This is a genomic window from Marinobacter maritimus (genome assembly GCF_007671675.1).
GTDB classification, from domain to species: Bacteria; Pseudomonadota; Gammaproteobacteria; order Pseudomonadales; family Oleiphilaceae; genus Marinobacter; species Marinobacter maritimus.
Map to the genome: position 1 here is coordinate 859,577 of NZ_VCGW01000002.1, position 18,056 is coordinate 877,632.

The window sequence follows — 18,056 nt, forward strand, 5'->3', positions numbered from 1 at the left end:
GCTCAAATACCTCCTTGAGGATAGTCAATTACCCCAATGGTCGGTATCCCATCATAGTCTTTGACCTGCGTCAGGGCAAAAGCCGAAACTGAAAGTTAGTGTTGGAAGCAGTCCACAAAGGCGGTAACGGATGGAGTCAGAAGCGGATCAGGAAGATGAGCGGCTGGCATCGCTTGCCGTGGTTCTTCCGCTTGCCGTAACCGGATTTGTAATCGCGGCAGGTTGCTGGACGCTTTTCGCGGTTGCCGGAATACATCTTCGTGCGGAGCTCAGTCTGAGCAATCTGCAGTTTGGATTGCTGCTCGCCATGCCCATGGCTGTCAGTGCTCTGCTGGCCGTTCCCGCCGGGCTCGCCGCCCGGAAATTGGGTGCTCGCCGTATTATGCTTATCTGCCTTGCCGGGCTTGCTGTCTGCATGGTGATTCTACTGACGACGGATACTTTCCCTGGCTATCTTCTGGCGGCGGGAGGCCTCGGCTTGGCCGGCGGGTTCTACAGTGCTGGAATGCAGTTTGTAACCAGCAACTGCCAGCGCCATCACCTTGGCCTTGTGCTTGGTGTGTTTGGTGCGGGTGTTACCGGGGCAGGGTTTACCTACTATCTTGTACCGCTGTTTCATGAGGCCTTCTCCTGGCATGGCGTACCGCTTGCCTATCTGATTGTGCTCCTGCTTGTGCTCGCTCTTCTGCTGCTGCTAACGGATCCGGAAGATGCCATTGCAGATCTCGAAACCGAAACGTCGGTCAAAGTCATGTTCCGCCGTGTCAGGCGCCAAGGCGTCTGGCAACTGGGTGCTTACTTCGGTGTGATTGCAGGAAGTTTTTTTGCTCTCGCGCTGTGGCTTCCGGATTATCTTTCCTCGCAGTTTGAGCTGCAGGTGCAATCCGGCGCCAGGCTTGCACAGTGGTTCATCATTCCTGGCGCTCTGGCGCAGATTCTGGGTGGAGGATTGTCTGATCGTTATGGCAGCCCAAGAGTCATCGGCCGGTCTCTCGTTATTGGCCTGGTGGCTCTGGTGATACTGTCTTACCCGCCCATGACATTGTTTATTCGAGGGGTGGAAACAACCATCAAATTCGAATTCGCTTTGCCTATGAACGTTGAGAGTGTCTTTGTGGTGGTACTCGGAATGGCGCTCGGGTGTGCCATGGGTAGCTTGCAGAGAATGGTTATTATTGAGAGTCGCCACAATGCAGCCTTTGTTGCCGGGCTGCTATTGGTCAGCGCCTGCTCTGTGGCTTTCCTGTTGCCCGTCATTTTCGGCGCGGTGAATCATTGGTTGGGTGTGCGCAGTGCCGTGTTCATGATTCTGTTTCTCCTTCTTTGCATCTGCCAGTTCATGTTTGCCCGCTTCAGCCGTCGCCACGAGCGCCAGACTCTTCTCCAGCCCGAGATATAGGCTCTGTACCCACTCAGGGGTAGGGGTGGGTTATGTAGTAGTAACCACGCAGATTTCAGGGTTGTTCTCCCACACAATGGTCTCAAATCGGAAAACGATCCGGTAGACGGGTAGATGGAGAGAGAGACCATGAGTCATTTGATCGACAAGCTGAGCTACTTCAGCAAAAAGCGCGAATCGTTCGCGAACGGCCACGGCGAAATCCACGATGTGAATCGTGACTGGGAAGACAGCTACCGCCAGCGCTGGCAGCACGACAAGGTTGTGCGCTCCACCCACGGTGTAAACTGTACCGGCTCCTGTAGCTGGAAGATCTACGTCAAAAATGGTCTGGTCACCTGGGAAACCCAGCAAACCGACTACCCCCGTACCCGCCCGGATCTGCCTAACCATGAACCCCGTGGCTGCCCTCGTGGCGCCAGCTATTCCTGGTACATGTACAGCGCCAACCGCCTGAAGTACCCACTGATGCGCAAGCACCTCATGCAGCTTTGGCGTGCCGCCCGCATCCAGTTCAACGACCCGGTAGATGCCTGGGCCTCCATTGTGGAAGACCCGAAGAAGACCGCAGAGTACAAGCCTCGCCGTGGTATGGGCGGCTTTGTGCGTTCAGACTGGAACGAAGTGAACGAGCTGATTGCGGCAGCGAACGTTTACACTGCCAAAAAGCACGGCCCCGACCGCATCATCGGCTTCTCGCCGATTCCTGCCATGTCGATGATTTCCTACGCGGCCGGTAGCCGTTACCTGTCACTGATTGGCGGCGTGTGCCTGAGCTTCTACGACTGGTATTGCGACTTGCCACCGGCTTCCCCGCAAACCTGGGGTGAGCAGACCGACGTTCCTGAATCCGCAGACTGGTATAACTCAGGCTACATTATTGCCTGGGGCTCCAACGTGCCCCAGACTCGTACTCCGGACGCCCACTTCTTTACTGAAGTGCGTTACAAAGGCACCAAGACCGTTGCCATTACCCCGGATTACGCCGAAGTTTCCAAGCTTTCAGACGAGTGGCTGAACCCCAAGCAGGGTACAGATGCGGCTCTGGGCATGGCCATGGGTCATGTCATTCTTAAAGAATTCCACATCGATAATCCCAGCGAATACTTCACCGATTACGTACGTCGCTACACCGACATGCCGTACCTGGTGAAGCTCGACAAAACCGAAGATGGCCGTTATGTACCCGGCCGATTCCTGCGCGCCAGTGATCTGGTGGGCGGTCTGGGCGAAGAGAACAACCCGGAATGGAAAACCATTGCCATTGATGAAACCACCAATCAGCTGACCGCGCCTAACGGTTCAATCGGCTATCGCTGGGGTGAAAAAGGCAAGTGGAACCTGAAGCAGACAGCCAAAACTGAAGACGTGAATCTACAGTTGTCGATGGTTGAAAAGCACGATGAAGTCGTCGACGTTGCCTTCCCGTACTTTGGTGGTATCAAGCACGACCATTTCAAGTCGGTTGAAATCAGCGACACCCTGACGCATAAGCTGGGTAGCCGCAAAGTAGACTTGGCCGATGGTGGCGAAGCCCACGTGGTTACTGTTTATGACCTGATGATGGCCAACTACGGCATCAGCCGTGGTCTGGGTGACGATGACAGCGCAACTTCCTACGATCAGGTCAAGCCTTACACGCCAGCCTGGCAGGAAAAAATCACCGGCGTGCCCGCTGAAAAAGTGATTCGCATTGCCCGTGAATTTGGCGAGAACGCCCATAAAACCAAGGGTCGTTCCATGATCATTGTGGGTGCCGGTATGAACCACTGGTACCACATGGACATGAACTACCGCGCGCTGATCAACATGTTGATCATGTGTGGCTGTATCGGCCAGAGCGGTGGTGGTTGGGCTCACTATGTAGGCCAGGAAAAATTACGTCCGCAGACGGGTTGGCAGCCGCTGGCCTTTGGTCTGGACTGGCAGCGCCCGCCGCGCCAGATGAACGGCTCGTCCTTCTTCTACGCGCACTCTGGCCAGTGGCGCTACGAGAAACTGGGCGTAGACGAAATCCTGTCGCCCCTGGCGGACAAGTCGAAATTCGGTGGCAGCCTGATCGACTACAACGTGCGCGCCGAGCGCATGGGCTGGTTACCATCAGCACCGCAGCTGAACCGCAACCCGCTGGGTATTGCGGCGGAAGCTGAAAAAGCCGGCATGGACGTGCCCGCCTACGTAACCCAGTCCATGAAAGACGGTTCACTGGCCTTTGCGGCGGAAGATCCGGAAGCGCCGGAGAACCATCCGCGCAACATGTTTATCTGGCGTTCAAACCTGCTGGGATCCTCAGGCAAGGGCCACGAATACATGCTCAAGTATCTGTTGGGCACCAAAAGCGGTCTGCAAGGCAAAGACCTTGGTCATGACGGCGGCCTGAAGCCTCAGGAAGTGAAGTGGCACGACGAGGCACCGGAAGGCAAGCTCGACCTGCTGGTGACTCTGGACTTCCGCATGTCCACCACCTGCCTGTATTCAGATATCGTACTGCCGACCGCTACCTGGTACGAGAAGAACGACCTGAACACGTCAGACATGCACCCGTTCATTCACCCGCTGACAGCTGCTACCGATCCGGCGTGGGAGTCCCGCAGTGACTGGGAAATCTACAAAGGCATCGCCAAGTCCTTCTCAAAGGCGGCCGAAGGTCACCTGGGTGTCGAGAAAGACGTGGTTACCCTGCCGTTGATGCACGATGCGCCGGCAGAGCTGGGTCAGCCATTTGATGTAAAAGACTGGAAGAAAGGCGAGTGTGAGCTGATTCCGGGCAAAACAGCACCGAACTTTATTACTGTCGAGCGGGATTACCCGAACACCTACGCTCGTTTTACCGCGCTTGGGCCACTGATGGACAAGCTGGGTAACGGCGGCAAGGGCATCAACTGGAACACTGAAAAAGAAGTGACGTTTCTGGGTGACCTGAACTACAAGCACATCGATGGCGCTAACGCAGGCCGGCCGAAGATTGAAAGCGCGATTGATGCGGCGGAAGTGATTCTGACCCTGGCGCCGGAAACCAACGGCCAGGTCGCCGTCAAGGCATGGGCTGCACTGTCGGAATTCACCGGGCTGGATCACTCTCACCTGGCATTGAATAAAGAAGATGAAAAGATCCGCTTCCGGGATATCGTGGCGCAGCCGCGCAAGATCATCTCCAGCCCGACCTGGTCTGGACTGGAAGATGAACACGTGTCTTACAACGCCGGCTACACCAACGTGCACGAGCTTATCCCCTGGCGCACCCTGACCGGTCGCCAGCAGTTCTATCTTGATCACGAGTGGATGCGAGCTTTCGGTGAGAGCCTTCTTGTGTATCGCCCACCCATCAACACCAAAGCGGCCGAACCGCTGCTGAACGCCAAGCCCAACGGCAACCCGGAAAAGGCGCTTAACTTCCTCACACCCCACCAGAAGTGGGGTATCCACAGCACCTACAGCGACAACCTGCTGATGCTGACCTTGTCTCGCGGCGGGCCCATTGTGTGGCTGAGTGAAGACGACGCCCGCGATGTAGGTGTGGAAGACAACGACTGGGTAGAAGTGTTCAACGCAAACGGGGCCATTTCGGCGCGGGCCGTGGTCAGCCAGCGGGTTATGCCGGGCATGATGATGATGTACCACGCCCAGGAACGGATTGTGAACATTCCCGGCTCGGAGATTACCGGTAGCCGTGGTGGCATTCACAACTCGGTTACCCGGGTATGCCCGAAACCCACTCATATGATTGGTGGCTACGCGCAGTTCTCCTACGGCTTTAACTACTACGGAACTGTAGGTTCCAACCGCGACGAGTTTGTGGTGGTGCGCAAAATGAAGAATGTTGACTGGCTTGATGGCGAGGGCAACGACACTGTTCAGGAGGCTGTAAAATGAAGATCCGTTCCCAAGTAGGCATGGTGCTGAACCTGGACAAGTGTATCGGTTGCCATACCTGTTCAGTGACTTGTAAAAACGTATGGACCAGTCGTGAAGGCATGGAATACGCCTGGTTCAACAACGTCGAAACCAAGCCCGGTATTGGTTACCCCAAAGAATGGGAAAACCAGGACAAGTGGAAAGGCGGCTGGATGCGTGATGCCAGCGGCAAAATCCGTCCTCGCATTGGCGGTAAGTTCCGGGTGTTGGCGAACATATTCGGCAACCCGGATCTGCCGGAAATTGACGACTACTACGAGCCGTTCGACTTTGACTACCAGCACCTGCACACCGCAGGCGACAGCAAGCATCAGCCGGTTGCACGGCCACGCTCGCTGATCTCCGGCAAACGCATGCAGAAAATCGAGTGGGGCCCGAACTGGGAAGAAATTCTGGGCACCGAATTTGCCAAACGTCGCAAGGATAAAAACTTCGACCAGATTCAGGCCGATATTTACGGCCAGTTCGAAAGTACATTCATGATGTACCTGCCGCGGCTGTGCGAGCACTGTCTCAACCCGACCTGCGTAGCGGCGTGCCCAAGTGGCGCCATCTACAAGCGTGAAGAAGATGGCATCGTGCTGATTGATCAGGAAAAGTGCCGTGGTTGGCGGATGTGTGTATCCGGCTGCCCGTACAAGAAAATCTACTTCAACTGGAAAACCGGCAAGTCTGAAAAGTGCATTTTCTGCTACCCGCGCATTGAAGCCGGTATGCCGACCGTGTGCTCCGAGACCTGCGTAGGCCGTATCCGCTATCTGGGCGTGTTGCTTTACGACGCCGACCGCATCGAAGAAGTGGCCAGCACTCCGGGTGAGCACGAGCTTTACGAGAAGCAGCTGGAAATCTTCCTTGATCCGAACGATCCAAAAGTCATTGAGCAAGCCAAAAAAGACGGCGTGCCGATGAACGTTATTGAAGCGGCTCAGCGCAGCCCGGTATACAAGATGGCGGTGGACTGGAAACTGGCCCTGCCTCTGCACCCGGAATACCGCACGCTGCCTATGGTCTGGTACGTGCCGCCTCTGAGCCCGATCCAGTCTGCAGCAGAAGCCGGCAAGGTTGAGTTCGACGGCGTGCTGCCGAAGATTGAAAGCCTGCGGATCCCGGTGAAGTATCTGGCCAACCTGCTTACCGCAGGGGATGAGAAGCCGATTGTACGTGCGCTCAAACGCATCATGGCCATGCGCCTGTACAAGCGTGCTGAAACGGTAGACGGAGTTGAAGATTTGCGAGCACTGGAAGAAGCCGGCCTTACCAAGGCTCAGGCTGATGAAATGTACCGCTATCTGGCCATTGCTAATTACGAGGACCGCTTTGTGATTCCTACCAGCCATCGTGAGCTGGCGAAGGAAGCCTTCCCGGACGCACACGGCGAGCGCGGTGGTTGTGGCTTCAGCTTTGGTGACGGGTGCAGTGGTAGCGACAGCGAGTTCAATATGTTCGGCGGCCGCAGCCAGACCACCTCCATGGTGAAAAAGCTGGCCACGGTGAAACAGGTCGACCCGAAACAGTTGCAGGAATAAAGAGGCCACTATGAAACTTTTAAAAGTATTGGCTCGGATTCTGGAGTATCCCTCCGCGGAGCTTCAGGCCTCCAAAGACGCCCTGGTTGCGGTTGTCCTCGAGGACAGCCGGCTGCCACGAAAAAACAAGGAGCAACTGCTCCAGTGTATCGAGCGCCTTTGTGACGGTGAGCTGTTGGACCTTGAAGAGGCCTATACCGGCACCTTCGACAAGGGACGCGCTACCTCACTGCTGTTGTTTGAGCACGTGCACGGCGAATCCCGTGATCGCGGCCAGGCGATGGTTGATCTGATGGAACAGTATCGCGCCAACGGTCTGGAAATCGACGCCAAAGAACTGCCGGATTACCTGCCGCTATTCCTGGAGTATCTGTCAACGCGCCCTTGGGAAGAAATCAAGAACTGGCTGGAAGACATTCACCACATTCTTGGCTTGTTGGGTGAGCGGTTGTACCAGCGCGAGAGCTTTTACCATGTCGCCATGGACTCTCTGCTGGAGCTTTCTGGCCGTAAGACGGATCGCCAGGAACTGGCCCAGATTGTCGCCTCGGAAGAACGCGATGATACGCCCGAGGCTCTGGACAAGGTCTGGGAAGAAGAGATGGTGAAGTTTGTGGATGACCAGGGCAGCTCCTGCAACACCGGTGGCGTTGTAGGCCAGCGTCGCCGTGAAATGGAACAGACACAGACCATTCACCTCAGTGATCATCTGATGACGGATGTAACGCCCGCTCAGGCGCGTGCCGCCGCGAGAGACGCCTGACGGCGCAGGAGGAGACCAAGATGATGTCTTACCTTAATACACTGATTTTCGGGATTTATCCGTACATCGCCCTGGTGGTGCTGGTTGTTGGTACCTGGGCGAGATACGACCATGGACAGTTCACCTGGAAAGCCCACTCCAGCCAGATACTGCGCAAGAAAAACCTGGTGCTGGCCAGTGTGCTGTTCCATGTGGGTATTCTGGTGATTTTCTTTGGCCACCTGGTTGGCCTGTTGACACCGCACTTTGTGTACGAGCCTTTCATGACTGCAGGCACCAAACAGGTGCTGGCTATTGTGGTGGGCGGTATTGCCGGGGTGATGTGCCTGGTGGGAGGCGTCATGCTGGCCCACCGCCGTCTGACGGATCCGCGGGTCAGCGCCAGCAGCACCTCTGCCGATAACCTGGTCATCATTATTCTGATGGTTCAGGTTTTGCTGGGGCTGGCGACGATAGTTCCGACCCTAGGACACCTTGATGGCAGCACCATGTTGTTACTGGCTGGCTGGGCACAAAGCATCTTCACCTTTCAGGGCGGCGCAGCCGAGTATATGGCGGGCGTGGGTTGGATCTACAAGCTCCATATCTTCCTGGGCCTGACGATCTTTGTACTCTTCCCGTTCACTCGGCTGGTGCACATGCTGAGTGTGCCGCTGGAGTATTTCGGACGGAAATACCAGGTGGTGCGGAAGCGGGCGTAATTGAAAGTCCCCTCTCCCTCTGTGGGAGGGGGGAGCACTGAACACATTTACGGAGATTTACCATGCAACTGATCCCCACCGGTGAAGCCGAAAAGCCCAGAAACCAGTTTCCACCAGTGTATGTGGGTGAAACCCTGATATCCGAAGAGGATATTGCACGGGAAATGCAGCACCACCCCGCCGAAGAGGTTGCTGAGGCATGGCACGAGGCCGCCAAGAGTCTGGTTATTCGTGAACTTTTGCTGCAACAGGCAAAAGCCCTGAAATTGCCGGAAGATCTGGACGAAGAAGCCACCTTAGCGCGCGTGCTCGAGCAGGAGCTGGATGTACCGCAACCGAGCGATGAAGATTGTGAGCGTTTCCACGCATCCAACCCCAGTCGTTTTCGAAGCCAGACGCTGATGGCTGTAAGCCATATATTGCTGGCGGCTGCACCAGACGATGTGCAAGAGCGCATGCGGCAGGAAGAGGTCGGAAGGCAATTATTGTCCTCCCTGTTGGAAGGTCGCGCCCAGTTTGCGGCGCTGGCCAAGCAGTATTCTGTTTGTGAGTCCCGCCATCAGGGCGGCAGCCTCGGCCAGATCAGCAAGGGCCAGACGGTTGAAGAGTTTGAGCGACCGGTTCTGACGCTCAAAGAGGGCCTCAACCCGGAGTTGGTCGAGAGCAGGTATGGCTGGCACATTGTGCGCGTGGACCAGCGTATTGATGGCGAACAGCTGCCATACGAGCATGTAAAGCCCAAGATCCGTCAGTACCTGAGTGAGAGTGTTACCCGGCGTGCATTCCGTCAGTACCTGCAGGTGTTGGCGGCTGAGACAGGTGTAAAAGGTGTGGATCTTGAGATACCGGACTCGCCCTTAATGCAGTAAATGACCTTGCGTTGATATGGGCGTCTTATCTGGCGTATTGGTAGCAGAGGGATCTATTGATTTAGGTCAATATTCCGGAAATATGCACGATTCTACCCCTATGGAGGGAGCGATTTTTCTGGAACATCCTCCTATTATCATAAAACATGATTTTGAATGCATGATATTAAAGAGGGTATAACAATGGTGGCGATGCAATCTGCGGAAACCCGCTACGCCAAACCGGTTCTGGTGGCGACAAACAAGCTGACGGGCGACGAAAGCGGGCTGGAGGCGCTGCGTAATCATGCCCTGTTTAACACGCTCAGTGGCTCAGACTTCCAGAACCTCATTCTGCAGTCTCGTCGTCTTCGCCTTGGGCATCATCAGTTGCTTTACCGACAGGATATGCCTGCCCACCACTTCTTTTTCGTCATGTCTGGCCGCTTGCGGCTATACCGCCTGGATTCCTCAGGGATTGATCGTACGCTCGACAGCATAGCTCCGGGTGACTGCTTTGCGGAGGTCATGATCTACGCTGATCCAGCTCGCTATGCCTGCTACGCCGAAGCCCTCAAATCCAGTGAAGTACTGATGATTCCGGTAAAGGCCTATCAGGAGATGCTGGACAAAAACTCGGACTACGCGCATGCAGCACTCCGGCACTATGCTCAGCGCGCTGTTTCCAGGTTCCACGACCTTGAAATCATGACGGTTCAAAACGCCCGTGATCGACTGATCCGTTATTTGATTGACCTTCTGCCAAACGGCGCCGCAGAAGGCGGGGAAGTAGAGCTGCCTCTGCCAAAATGTCTGGTCGCGTCCAGGCTTGCGATGCAGCCGGAAACTTTTTCCCGAATTCTTGCGGATCTTAAATCCAATGGGCTGGTGCGGGTCAACCGAAGCAAGTTGTTCATATCCGATCCCAAACGATTGATCGAAATCAGCCAGTAGTTATTCTTCAGTAGAAAGCCGTTTTCAGAAAGGATATTGCATTAATGATTAGCAGCTACAGTGATCTTATCAAAGCGACCCGCACCGAACAGGAGCCTCAACGTTTGCTGTTTGTGTTCTGTCGGGCCGAGCTTCCAGATGACGCCTCTGCAGAAGAAAAAGCCGCATTTGAACAGGGTGAGGGCGGTGCACTTACACCGGTTATCTGTGTCGACAAGACCCCGGACGACGTCACGGAGTTTTCCGCCCTGGTTGAAGAATCACGTAGCACCGGTCAGTCATGGGATGTTGTGTTTGTTGCTGCCATGTCTGGTAGAGCGGGTACTGCGCCTTCTTCAGATGAAGCTCAGCAGCCAATGACCATGATGGTTGAATCGATTCGCCTGGGGCATGTCAGCAACTACCTGCCTCTGGACAAGAGCGGAAACGCGGTCAGTCTGGGCTGAGCCAAACGATCGCTTTGGCTTTTACGATAAGCCATATCCATGAAGAGGTATTTGTTTTATCTGCCAATCACTTAGGCTGTTTGGCTAAGACACGGGTGATTCGTGGGTTTTGTCGGGAGCTTGCTTTGAACGTTTTTTTCCGCAATGTGTTTTGTTTCTTCGCTTTTTTGCTGTCACTTGTGCCTCAGGTTCAGGCCGAGCCGGTCAGTGCATATGAGCCGGTTGCCGGGCGCCAGGTTATCCAGAAAGCCTTCCCGGAAGTTACCCGGTTCGAACCACGGGAAGGCAACCGCGCCATACAGGAGCTTTACGCCGGGGACGAGCTGAAAGGTTACGCCTACCAGTCCCTCGATTTCGTGCAGACGCCTGCCTATTCCGGCAAACCATTGAACGCCATGGTGGTGCTGGATACCGAAGGCTCGATCCGCTTTACCAAAGTGATTCATCACGATGAGCCCATACTTCTGGTGGGCATCCCGGAGAGTAAACTCCACGCATTTACGGATCAGTACGCCGGTTTGAAGGCCGATCAGCGCGTAACGGTGGGGGGAACCTCCACCGAGCGCAAGGTTGCCGTTGATGGGCTCTCAGGGGCCACGGTAACGGTGATGGTTGTTAATGAAGTTATCATGCGCACGGCCCATCGCGTGGGTGTGGAGCTCGGGCTGGTGGAAGGCAGTGGCACCAAGCGCCCACCAACGGCGGATGTGGTCAAAGATGGTTTTCAGTCCCGTACTTGGGAGGAGCTGGCCGGCGACGGCTCCATTCGTCGCATGCTGCTCACCAAGGGCCAGGTAGATGATTCCTTTAAAGGCACCGATGCGGAGGGCATCGAAACAGCCGCACCTGATGAACGTGATGAGCCTTTGATTGATCTTTATGCAGCGTATCTGGATACACCGACGATTGGTCAGAATGTGTTGGGCGAAAGTCAGTATGACTGGCTGATGTCTGAACTAAAGGAAGGAGAGCAAGCCATTGCGGTTATGGCCAATGGCGAATACTCCTTCAAAGGTTCCGGCTATGTGCGCGGTGGTATTTTTGACCGGGTCCAGATTCGTCAATACGGCGATACGTTCAACTTCCGCGATCTCGACTTTTTCCGTCTCAGCGATGTGTACGCCGAAGGAATCCCAAGCTTTAAAGAGATGGCGATTTTCATCATTCGGCAACAGCACAACTTTGACCCGGGCGCGCCCTGGACGCTGGAATTGACCGTAAAGCGCCAGACCGGCCCTCTGGACAGCGAGTTCCAGGTCTTCCCGTTGGAGTACCAACTTCCTGAGCAATATTACACCCGAGCTGAACCGGTACTGACGGAAGAGGAGTGGCTTGAAGAGCAGCCGCTGTGGGTCCAGGTGTGGTATCAGCGGCAGTTTCAGGTGATCGTACTGGGCATTGGTATCGGTGTACTGCTATTGATTTTGTTCTTCCAGGACTGGTTGGTGAAGAAGCCGAAAATCACTCGTTGGATTCGCCACGCTTTTCTTACCTACACGTTGTTTTTCATTGGTTGGTACGCCCTGGGGCAGTTGTCGATTGTTAACGTCTTGGCGTTTGTCCACAGCCTTGTCAGCGGCTTCACTTGGGAAACCTTCCTGATTGATCCGATCATCTTTGTGCTCTGGGCCGCTGTGGCCGGTATTGTGCTGCTTTGGGGACGAGCCGTTTACTGCGGTTGGTTGTGCCCCTTCGGCGCCCTGCAGGAACTGATCAACGAGATAGCGCGCAAGTTCAAGGTGCCCCAATACACAGTGCCCTGGCCCATCCATGAACGCTTGTGGGCGGTGAAGTACATCATCTTGCTAGTGCTGTTCGGAGTCTCTTTGGACTCCCTCGCAACCGCCGAAAAAATGGCGGAGATCGAACCCTTCAAAACTGCAATAACACTGCACTTTGATCGCAGTTGGCCGTTTGTGACTTACGCAGTCCTGCTGCTTGTAGTGAACGTTTTTACTCGCAAGGTCTTCTGCCGCTACATGTGCCCGCTGGGAGCGGCACTGGCGCTGCCTACCAAACTGCGTGTTTTCGACTGGCTGAAGCGGCGCAAGGAATGTGGCAACCCTTGCCGCTTGTGCGACAAAGAGTGTGAAGTTCAGGCTATTCATCCTGATGGCACCATCAACTATCAGGAATGCCATTATTGCCTGGACTGTCAGATGACCTATTTCGATGACCATAAATGTCCACCGCTGATCGTCAAGCGGCGGGGCAAGCGTCGTGGTCACAACGCACCGGGCCATCCGGAAGAAATTCCGGTGGTTCAGGTGACCTAGCAGTACAAAACCAAAAAAAAGAGAAATAGAAACGCCATTACCAATAACGGAGTTGGACAGTATGAAAAAGACAAATGAGTTCGAAAAGGACATGTCGGAAAACGGTGAAAACGGCTTAAGCCGTCGCCGGTTCCTGGGCGCCACGGCTCTGGCTGGCGCCGTGGGTGCTGCGGGCCTCGGTGGTGCTGTAATGACCCGTGAGTCCTTTGCCGCTGCGGCAAAGGAAGCACAGAACAAGATTCATGTAGGGCCGGGCGAACTGGACGAATACTACGGTTTCTGGAGTGGTGGTCATCAGGGCGAAGTGCGCGTTCTTGGTATTCCATCCATGCGAGAGTTGATGCGGATCCCGGTTTTCAACGTTGATTCAGCGACGGGCTGGGGTATCACCAACGAGAGCAAAGACGTTCTCGGCCACGACAACAAGTTTCTGAATGGTGACTGTCACCACCCCCACGTTTCCATGACCGACGGGCGTTACGATGGCAAGTACCTGTTCATCAACGATAAGGCTAACACCCGTGTAGCTCGTATCCGTCTGGATATCATGAAGTGTGACAAAATCACTCATATTCCGAACGTACAGGCAATTCACGGCTTACGTCTGCAGAAAGTGCCTCACACCAAGTACGTCTTCTGCAATGCCGAATACGTGATTCCCCATCCGAACGACGGCAGCGACTTCTCCATGGAGAACAGCTACACCATGTTCAACGCACTGGATGCGGAAACCATGGAAGTCGCCTGGCAGGTGATTGTAGACGGTAACCTGGATAACACCGATGCCGACTACACCGGTAAGTACGCTGCCTCTACCTGCTACAACTCGGAGAAAGCTTCGGATCTGGCGGGCACCATGCGCAACGACCGCGACTGGGTGGTCGTGTTCAACGTTGAGCGTATAGAAGAAGCCGTGAAAAACGGTGACTTTAAAACCTTGGGTGACTCCAAAGTTCCTGTGGTCGATGGCCGTGGCAAATCCAGGCTCACCCGTTACATTCCGGTGCCGAAGAACCCGCACGGTGTGAACACCTCACCGGACGGCAAGTATTTTATTGCTGCCGGTAAGCTGTCGCCCACCTGTACGGTGATCGCGATCGATAAGCTGGACGATGTGTTTGATGACAAAATCGAGCTTCGTGATGTGGTTGTTGCAGAGCCAGAATTGGGTCTTGGGCCTCTGCACACCACCTACGATGGCCGTGGCAACGCGTACACCACGCTGTTTATCGACAGCCAGGTGGCAAAGTGGAACATTGCGGATGCCATCAAGCACTACAACGGTGAAAAGGTTAACTACCTACGCCAGAAGCTGGATGTGCATTATCAGCCGGGACACAACCATGCGTCGCTGACTGAATCCCGTGATGCCGACGGCAAATGGCTGGTTGTGTTGTCCAAGTTCTCCAAAGACCGCTTCCTGCCGGTTGGCCCGCTGCACGCGGAGAACGATCAGTTGATCGATATTTCCGGTGAGGAGATGAAGCTGGTTCACGACGGCCCTGCCTTCGCAGAGCCACACGACTGCATTATGGTTCGTCGTGATCAGATCAAGACCAAAAAGCTCTATACTCGTGACGATCCGTTCTTTGCCAGTGCACGTGCTCAGGCTGAGAAAGATGGCATTACTCTGGAATCCGACAACAAGGTAATTCGCGATGGCAACAAGGTTCGCGTTTACATGACGTCGGTTGCGCCGATGTTCGGCTTGACAGAATTCAAGGTGAAGCAGGGCAATGAGGTGACCGTGTACGTCACTAACCAGGATACCATTGAGGATGTGACTCATGGTTTCTCTATGGTAAATCACGGTGTGAGCATGGAGATCAGCCCTCAGCAGACGTCTTCGGTTACGTTTATTGCGGATAAGCCGGGCGTTAACTGGTACTACTGCAACTGGTTCTGTCACGCTCTGCACATGGAGATGACGGGTCGGATGCTGGTCGAGAAGGCCTGATTTAGGAGTTTCGACCGGAGTTCCGTAAGGGGCTCCGGTTTTTCTGACTTTTGAGAAGCAATACACAGGAAGAGCCACTTCCAAAACACGCTGTGAATACTTCCATGTAAGCTTGGCTCCGCCATCCATGGCTCCGCACAGTTTTGGAAGTGGCTCTTCCTGTGTATTGCCCAACTTTGGCAGTAGCTGCTAGTTTGAGAACCGATTTGATGCACCACATTTTGCGTTTAGGGGCGGCCCTGACAGTCGCTTTGCTATCGCTGACCGCGCTGACCGCGCAGGCCGATATTCAGCGGCAGCTGGATGATCTGGAGCCGGGCGCTACCTTTGAGCTTCCTTCTGAAAATATTTCGCCTTTGGCCATTCGGGTGCCGGGGGTAACTGTTGCATGCGGTCCGGAAACGCTCATTGATGGTGGCGGCACGGGAAATGCGGTGGAGATTCTTGCAGAAGGTGTAACGCTTATCGGGTGCCGTATCCGAAACTGGGGTACGGATCTGAATGAGATGAATGCGGGAATTTTCATTAGCCGAGAGTCGGTTAATGCGACGGTTGAGAACAATGATTTGCAAGGTACAGCTTTCGGTGTCTGGCTGGATGCGACACCGGGTGTGACGGTTTTGAACAATACCATTCGCGGTGATGCGACTGTTCGCCCGAATGATCGTGGTAATGGTATTCACCTGTTCAATACCACCGGCGCGTTGATTGAGGGGAATGATATTCGCCAGACGCGAGATGCGATTTATATTGAGACGGCTAACGGGAATGAGATCCGCAACAACACCATGACGGATCTGCGTTACGGCATACACTATATGTATTCCATGGATAATCTTCTGGAAGGCAATATAACCCGGGGAACCCGTACCGGCTATGCGTTGATGCAAAGCAAGCGGCTTACGGTGATCAACAACCGGTCCGAGAACGATGAGAATTACGGCATTCTGATGAACTTCATAACCCAGTCGGTGCTGCGGGGGAACGTGGTTTTCGGAGTGTCACAGGGGCAGACTGCCGGGGTGTCGGTTTCCGGCGCGGAAGGCAAGGCCGTGTTTATTTATAACTCTTTGTACAATACTTTCGAAAACAATGTGTTCCGGGATAGCGGTGTGGGCATTCATCTGACCGCCGGTTCGGAAGACAATGAGGTTTTCCGTAATGCGTTTATCAACAATCAGCGCCAGGTGAAGTATGTGGCGCTGCGCACTCAGGAGTGGTCGAAGGACGGCGAGGGTAACTTCTGGAGTGATTATCTGGGTTGGGATCGCAATCAGAATGGCGTCGGTGATCTGCCATACGAGCCTAACGATAACGTTGATCGTCTGTTGTGGACTTATCCGGAAGCCAAGATCCTGATGTTCAGCCCGGCAGTGGATACGCTGCGCTGGGTCCAGGAGGCGTTTCCAGTGGTCAAGGCTGCGGGTGTCACTGATTCGCACCCGTTGATGAGTCCACCCAAAATATTACAACCGGAGTCCTGATGAGCTGTTTTCGTCTTGAGAATGTGAGCTACCGGTACGATAAGGCGCTGGTATTGAATGGCATTGATCTGCGCCTTGAGCCCGGGGAAGTTCTCGGGTTGTTTGGCCACAACGGCGCTGGCAAAACCACCAGTATCAAACTGATTCTGGGCCTCATGGCGCCGTCTCAGGGCAAGGTGTCGGTGTTGGATGGTGAAGCAGGTGATCCCAAAATCAGCCAGTCCATCGGTTATCTGCCCGAAAATGTGATGTTTTACCCGCAGCTTACCGGGCGTGAAATCCTTGCGCATTTTGCCCGTCTGAAGGGCGCAAATCTGCGCCAGGTTCCTGAGCTTCTGGGCCAGGTAGGGCTGGATGATGCCATGGATACCCGGGTTAAAACCTACTCGAAAGGCATGCGCCAGCGTCTGGGGCTTGCCCAGGCTTTGCTCGGCAAGCCGCGCCTTTTGATGCTGGACGAGCCTACCGTTGGTCTGGACCCGGTTGCCACGGCTGATCTTTACCGTTTGTTGCGCACACTGCGCAATGAGGGCACCGGCATTGTCCTTTGCTCCCATGTACTTCCGGGTGTGGAACCCTACATAGACAGAGCGGCAATTCTTACCGATGGCAGCCTGAAAGCCGTTGGAGATCTCACTTCGCTGCGCCGGCAGGCAAACATGCCGATAACTCTCTCTCTCGAGCCGGAGACCAGCGTGGCTGCGCTGGAAGCGGTTGTGAACAACGCCCAGGCCTCTGCCGGCCTGATGATGCGGCGTGACAACGGGCGGCTGCACGTGGATGTCCGGTCAACGGAAAAAATGGCCTTGGTTAAAACCCTGTTGGCATCTGACGAGGTGCGTGATCTGAATATCTATCAGCCGACACTGGAAGATGTGTACGTGCACTTTATCGGCTCCGGTGGCCTTGCTCATCGTGGGGGTGCCCAATGAACAGTATCTGGACCATCGCCCGCAAAGAACTCAGCGACAGCCTGCGTAACCGTTGGTTGATTGCCATCGCTCTGGTTTTCGCCACGCTGGCAGTAGGCATTGCCTGGTTTGGGGCGGCGGCGTCCGGTCAGGTGGGCTATGCTTCCACGCCGGCGACGATTGCCAGCCTTGCCAGCCTGGGTATCTTCCTGATCCCGCTTATTGCTTTGCTACTGGCCTACGACGCCATTGTGGGCGAAGAGGAAGGCGGCACGCTGTTGCTGTTGATGACCTATCCACTTAGCCGCGCGCAGTTGCTGTTCGGCAAGTTTCTCGGTCACGGGCTGACATTGGCGCTTGCGACCCTGATTGGCTTTGGCGTGGCAGGCGTTGCTATTGCGCTGCTGGTAGAAGACGTTGCCGTTGGCGCTCTGGCGGTTGCCATGCTGCGCTTTATTATCTCCACAACGCTGTTGGGCTGGAGCTTTATTTCACTGGCGTATGTGGTCAGTGTGCGGGTGGGTGAGAAGCCGGTTGCTGCAGGTTTGGCCTTGGCCATCTGGTTCTTTTTTGTGCTGATTTTCGATTTGCTGCTGTTGGGCACGCTGGTTGCCAGCCAGGGAGAATTCAATCCGGATTTGCTGCCTTGGCTTCTGCTGCTAAACCCCACGGATATCTACCGTTTGCTCAATATTGTCGCCTTCAGCGATGGCGGCCAGTTAAGCGGTGTTCTCAGCCTTGGTGCAGACTTGCCCATTGGCCCGACTGGGCTATGGCTGGCACTGGTGCTTTGGTTTGTTATTCCCTTAATCGGCGCCTGGGCATTGTTCCGTCGCCGTCGTATCTGACTTTTGCCAGTCTCATTCTGGTCAATCT

General features: G+C 54.9%; 13 protein-coding genes. All 13 read left to right on the plus strand.

Annotated elements, in window-relative coordinates:
- Positions 1-130: 130 nt before the first annotated feature.
- The 13 genes from FFI90_RS11065 (at position 131) to FFI90_RS11125 (ending at position 18,028) form a co-directional block, all read left to right on the plus strand.
- Positions 131-1,399 (plus strand): MFS transporter, encoded by a 1,269-nt coding sequence (locus FFI90_RS11065; protein ID WP_144778056.1) that lies wholly within the window; start codon positions 131-133, stop codon positions 1,397-1,399.
- Between the two features lie 129 nt (positions 1,400-1,528).
- Positions 1,529-5,272, plus strand: a complete 3,744-nt coding sequence (locus FFI90_RS11070) for a nitrate reductase subunit alpha (protein WP_144778057.1) — start codon at positions 1,529-1,531, stop codon at positions 5,270-5,272.
- On the plus strand, positions 5,269-6,840 hold the full coding sequence (gene narH, locus FFI90_RS11075) for a nitrate reductase subunit beta (RefSeq protein WP_144778058.1): 1,572 nt from the start codon (positions 5,269-5,271) through the stop codon (positions 6,838-6,840). The genes FFI90_RS11070 and narH overlap by 4 nt, the downstream gene beginning before the upstream one ends.
- A gap of 10 nt (positions 6,841-6,850) precedes the next feature.
- Positions 6,851-7,603 carry a nitrate reductase molybdenum cofactor assembly chaperone gene (gene narJ / locus FFI90_RS11080; protein WP_144778059.1) on the plus strand — a complete coding sequence of 251 codons (753 nt, stop codon included), beginning with the start codon at positions 6,851-6,853 and terminating at the stop codon, positions 7,601-7,603.
- A 23-nt stretch (positions 7,604-7,626) separates the two neighbouring features.
- Positions 7,627-8,304 (plus strand): respiratory nitrate reductase subunit gamma, encoded by a 678-nt coding sequence (gene narI, locus FFI90_RS11085; protein ID WP_144778340.1) that lies wholly within the window; start codon positions 7,627-7,629, stop codon positions 8,302-8,304.
- A 62-nt stretch (positions 8,305-8,366) separates the two neighbouring features.
- The gene (locus FFI90_RS11090; RefSeq protein WP_144778060.1) at positions 8,367-9,173 is read left to right on the plus strand and encodes a peptidylprolyl isomerase; all 807 of its coding nucleotides are present in this window, start codon (positions 8,367-8,369) and stop codon (positions 9,171-9,173) included.
- Between the two features lie 156 nt (positions 9,174-9,329).
- The gene (locus FFI90_RS11095) at positions 9,330-10,106 is read left to right on the plus strand and encodes a Crp/Fnr family transcriptional regulator (RefSeq protein ID WP_246123489.1); all 777 of its coding nucleotides are present in this window, start codon (positions 9,330-9,332) and stop codon (positions 10,104-10,106) included.
- Between the two features lie 44 nt (positions 10,107-10,150).
- Entirely contained in the window at positions 10,151-10,552 is a 402-nt protein-coding gene (locus FFI90_RS11100) for a ribonucleotide reductase subunit alpha (protein ID WP_144778061.1), read from the plus strand.
- A 125-nt stretch (positions 10,553-10,677) separates the two neighbouring features.
- A complete protein-coding gene (nosR, locus tag FFI90_RS11105; protein ID WP_144778062.1) occupies positions 10,678-12,828 on the plus strand; it encodes a transcriptional regulator NosR in 2,151 nt (716 codons plus the stop codon).
- Between the two features lie 61 nt (positions 12,829-12,889).
- On the plus strand, positions 12,890-14,785 hold the full coding sequence (gene nosZ / locus FFI90_RS11110) for a TAT-dependent nitrous-oxide reductase (RefSeq protein ID WP_144778063.1): 1,896 nt from the start codon (positions 12,890-12,892) through the stop codon (positions 14,783-14,785).
- A gap of 209 nt (positions 14,786-14,994) precedes the next feature.
- The gene (locus FFI90_RS11115) at positions 14,995-16,269 is read left to right on the plus strand and encodes a nitrous oxide reductase family maturation protein NosD (RefSeq protein WP_144778342.1); all 1,275 of its coding nucleotides are present in this window, start codon (positions 14,995-14,997) and stop codon (positions 16,267-16,269) included.
- A complete protein-coding gene (locus tag FFI90_RS11120) occupies positions 16,269-17,201 on the plus strand; it encodes an ABC transporter ATP-binding protein (RefSeq protein ID WP_144778064.1) in 933 nt (310 codons plus the stop codon). Before FFI90_RS11115 ends, FFI90_RS11120 begins: the two co-directional genes overlap by 1 nt.
- Positions 17,198-18,028 (plus strand): ABC transporter permease, encoded by an 831-nt coding sequence (locus tag FFI90_RS11125; RefSeq protein ID WP_144778065.1) that lies wholly within the window; start codon positions 17,198-17,200, stop codon positions 18,026-18,028. Before FFI90_RS11120 ends, FFI90_RS11125 begins: the two co-directional genes overlap by 4 nt.
- The last annotated feature ends 28 nt before the right edge of the window (positions 18,029-18,056 follow it).

Bases quoted from the DNA above. Each gene is read 5' to 3' on its own strand.
- narI (WP_144778340.1), top strand. From the start codon at position 7,627: ATGTCTTACCTTAATACACTGATTTTCGGGATTTATCCGTACATCGCC.
- FFI90_RS11125 (WP_144778065.1), top strand. From the start codon at position 17,198: ATGAACAGTATCTGGACCATCGCCCGCAAAGAACTCAGCGACAGCCTG.
- narJ (WP_144778059.1), top strand. From the start codon at position 6,851: ATGAAACTTTTAAAAGTATTGGCTCGGATTCTGGAGTATCCCTCCGCG.
- FFI90_RS11095 (WP_246123489.1), top strand. From the start codon at position 9,330: ATGCATGATATTAAAGAGGGTATAACAATGGTGGCGATGCAATCTGCG.
- FFI90_RS11065 (WP_144778056.1), top strand. From the start codon at position 131: ATGGAGTCAGAAGCGGATCAGGAAGATGAGCGGCTGGCATCGCTTGCC.
- FFI90_RS11115 (WP_144778342.1), top strand. From the start codon at position 14,995: ATGCACCACATTTTGCGTTTAGGGGCGGCCCTGACAGTCGCTTTGCTA.
- narH (WP_144778058.1), top strand. From the start codon at position 5,269: ATGAAGATCCGTTCCCAAGTAGGCATGGTGCTGAACCTGGACAAGTGT.
- FFI90_RS11120 (WP_144778064.1), top strand. From the start codon at position 16,269: ATGAGCTGTTTTCGTCTTGAGAATGTGAGCTACCGGTACGATAAGGCG.
- FFI90_RS11090 (WP_144778060.1), top strand. From the start codon at position 8,367: ATGCAACTGATCCCCACCGGTGAAGCCGAAAAGCCCAGAAACCAGTTT.
- nosZ (WP_144778063.1), top strand. From the start codon at position 12,890: ATGAAAAAGACAAATGAGTTCGAAAAGGACATGTCGGAAAACGGTGAA.
- FFI90_RS11070 (WP_144778057.1), top strand. From the start codon at position 1,529: ATGAGTCATTTGATCGACAAGCTGAGCTACTTCAGCAAAAAGCGCGAA.
- FFI90_RS11100 (WP_144778061.1), top strand. From the start codon at position 10,151: ATGATTAGCAGCTACAGTGATCTTATCAAAGCGACCCGCACCGAACAG.